General features: G+C 70.0%; 2 protein-coding genes. One reads left to right on the top strand and one right to left on the bottom strand.

Features of this window, described 5'->3' with window-relative positions:
• Positions 1–327: 327 nt before the first annotated feature.
• Positions 328–936 (bottom strand): hypothetical protein, encoded by a 609-nt coding sequence (locus IEZ13_RS45985; RefSeq protein ID WP_183227557.1) that lies wholly within the window; start codon positions 934–936, stop codon positions 328–330.
• A 171-nt stretch (positions 937–1,107) separates the two neighbouring features.
• Here IEZ13_RS45985 and IEZ13_RS45980 point away from each other — a divergent pair, with 171 nt between their 5' ends.
• Positions 1,108–2,355, top strand: coding sequence for a helix-turn-helix domain-containing protein (locus IEZ13_RS45980; RefSeq protein WP_183227558.1), 1,248 nt, complete (start codon positions 1,108–1,110; stop codon positions 2,353–2,355).
• Positions 2,356–2,630 lie beyond the last annotated feature (275 nt).

Here is a 2,630-nt window from a genome sequence, read left to right as displayed (position 1 = left end):
ACAGCGGGTCCGGCTACGGGTACGTACGGCGCGTCCGAGCCGATCGGCTCAGCCTCGTCCCACTCGACGACGGCGCGGGCGAGCACGCGATCTTCCATCTGCGGCCTGAGCAGGTGGAAGAGCGTGACTGATCCGCGTGGCCTTGCCGCGCCCGCCGCTGGCCGAGGAGGCGGGCTGAGTTCGTCGACTCTTTGGACTTCCCGCTGCTGGCCAGTACCGGGCCCGCCCGGTTCGCCCGCCATCTCGCTGCCACCTCATCAACGACCAGCGCCCCGGCCCTGTGACAACCTCTGTCCGCGGGGCCGGGGCGATTCGTCGTGCCCGGGATCAGGAGCTGAGCAACTCGATCTCCGTCGCCCGAATCTTGATCTTCGCCTTCGACGACGCCGTCTGCACCAGCTCGGTCACCCGGTCGTAGCTACTGTCGTCGAGCTCAAAGCTGCCGATTACCGGGGCATCCTCGACCCCGGTCACCTCGTAGGTCACCCGCCACACCGTCCCGCCCGTCACCATCACGCCGAGGCTCATGTCGATCTCGAACTCGACATTGCAGCCCGCGCTACCGAAGCAATGCTTGTCCAGGATCTTCGGAGTCAGCCTGATCGCGGACAACGACGGCGTCACCACCGGCGCCGGTTCGGTGGTCGTCGCCTCGGTGGTCGGCGCGGGATCCTGGGTGGCTTCGGCGAGGGCCTGCTCGACCCGCGACGGCTCATCCTTCCCGGTGAGAACGACGGCCGCGACGACACCGGCAACGACGATCGCGAGCGCGGCGAGGCCGGTCCCGATCCACACCCACGGCGGCCGGGGTACCGGCGGCAGGGGCGCGGCAGGCGGGTACTGCGGCTGGGGGTAGGACGGCGGGTAGGACACGGGCGCTCCCGGGGCAGGTGTGGTGGCGCCGTGGTCCAGGGTGCGGCGTCGATGCAAGAGCATCGCCGCCCCTACCAGGCCGAAGCCAGTATGGACGGATGATCGTCGGCCACATCGATCCATTCGGGCGACCCTGCGGCCGGCCCGCCAGGTCGTTGGTCATGACGTACCGTCGATGTTGGCGGCCGGAGTAGAGGCCGGCCGCCGCACCCTGTCCTCTACCAGGGAGCGCCAATGGACCAGAGCATTCCGGACCCGTACACCGATCCCCTGGCATTCGGCCAGCGGCTTCAGATCCTTCGCACACGCAAGGGACTCACCCGAGACCAGCTCGGCGGCCTGGTCGCCCGGTCCGGATCGTGGGTCAAGGGAGTGGAAACCGGCCGCCTGAGGATGCCGAAGCTGCAAATCATCCTCGCCCTTGCCGAGGCGCTGCGGGTGCGTGACCTGTCCGACCTCACCGGCGACCAGGCGCTGCACATCGATCTGTTCGTTGGGCCCGGGCATCCGCGCCTCGCGGCCGTCAAGGCGGCCGTCGACGCCTGGCCCGTCGCCACCGCGCAGGAGGCACCCCCGACCGCGCATATCCGCGCCCGGCTCGCGAGCGCTTGGTCGGCGCGGCACTCGGCTCCCCACCACCGAGAGGTGATCGGGGCATTGCTGCCGGACCTCATCCGGGACGCCCAGATCGCCGTCCGGCAGGCCGACACCGGCTTGGACCGCCGGGCAGCGCAGGCCGTGCTCGCCCAGGTCTACTCGCTGACGCAGTTCTTCGTGGCCTACCAGCCGGACGCCGCTCTGCTGTGGCGAGTGGCCGAGCGAGGTCTGGTAGCGGCTCAGGAGTCCGAGGATCCGTATGCCATCGGCGTGGCCGCGTGGCTGGCCACGCAGGCACACCGCGACGCGGGGCCGGCGCACTACGAGGCCGCCGACGCCGTGAACCAGGCGACGCTCGACTACCTCGAACCTCTGCTGGAGGACTCGTCGGACGACGTCCTGGCGATCACGGGGGCGTTGACCTTCGAGGCCGGGTACACCGCTGCCCGGCGCGGTGCGACCGGCGTGGCGTGGCGATATTGGGACACCGCCCGCGCCATGGCCAAGCGGCTGCCCCCCGGCTTCTACGATCCCGTCACCTCATTCTCCCGGCCGATCATGAGCGCTCATGCGGTGACCGTCGCTGTCGAACTGCGCCAAGGTGGTGAGTCGGTACGGCAAGCCGTGGCGGCCGAGGCCATCACGATCCCGTCCCGCCCTCGTCGTGCCCGGCACCGAATCGAGGAGGCACGCGGCTACCAAATCGCCGGGCAGCCGGACGTCGCCCTGACAACGCTGGAACGGGCGCACGAGGCTGCACCCGAGACGATTCGGTACAACGGTTATGCCAAGCGGATCGTCCTCGAAGAGGCTGATTCCAAGAGCCCGGCCCGGCGTCGGCGTGCGTCTCAACTCGCCGTGAAGATCGGCCTGCTTACCGCATAGGCGAGGGGCACAGACTGTGCCCCTGCACTCGCATGCCCGCCCTTAGCTTCGATCGCAGCGGCGGCGGGCCCTTCGAGGTCGTGAGAACACCTCGCACCCGCCGTCGCCTCCGAGCGGCGGGCCTCCCTCCACAGGCTTGAGGGGCTGTCGGGCCCGTCGCTCTCCGACTCTCCGGAGGGCGATGATGCTGACCAAGGTGTGGCGCCACCTGCGGTGGCGGCGGCGGGTGAAGGCGGCGCGGGTATGGCGTGACGCCGAGCGGATTCAGGCGGCCG

The organism is Actinoplanes campanulatus, from assembly GCF_014647795.1.
Lineage (GTDB): Bacteria > Actinomycetota > Actinomycetes > Mycobacteriales > Micromonosporaceae > Actinoplanes > Actinoplanes campanulatus.
Note: the sequence above shows the minus strand (reverse complement) of the source record. Positions and strands in the feature narration are given on the sequence as shown.

What these genes read in the sequence shown, in the direction of transcription:
- IEZ13_RS45980 (WP_183227558.1), top strand. Translation starts at nt 1,108, where the DNA reads ATGGACCAGAGCATTCCGGACCCGTACACCGATCCCCTGGCATTCGGC.
- IEZ13_RS45985 (WP_183227557.1), bottom strand. Translation starts at nt 936, where the DNA reads ATGCTCTTGCATCGACGCCGCACCCTGGACCACGGCGCCACCACACCT.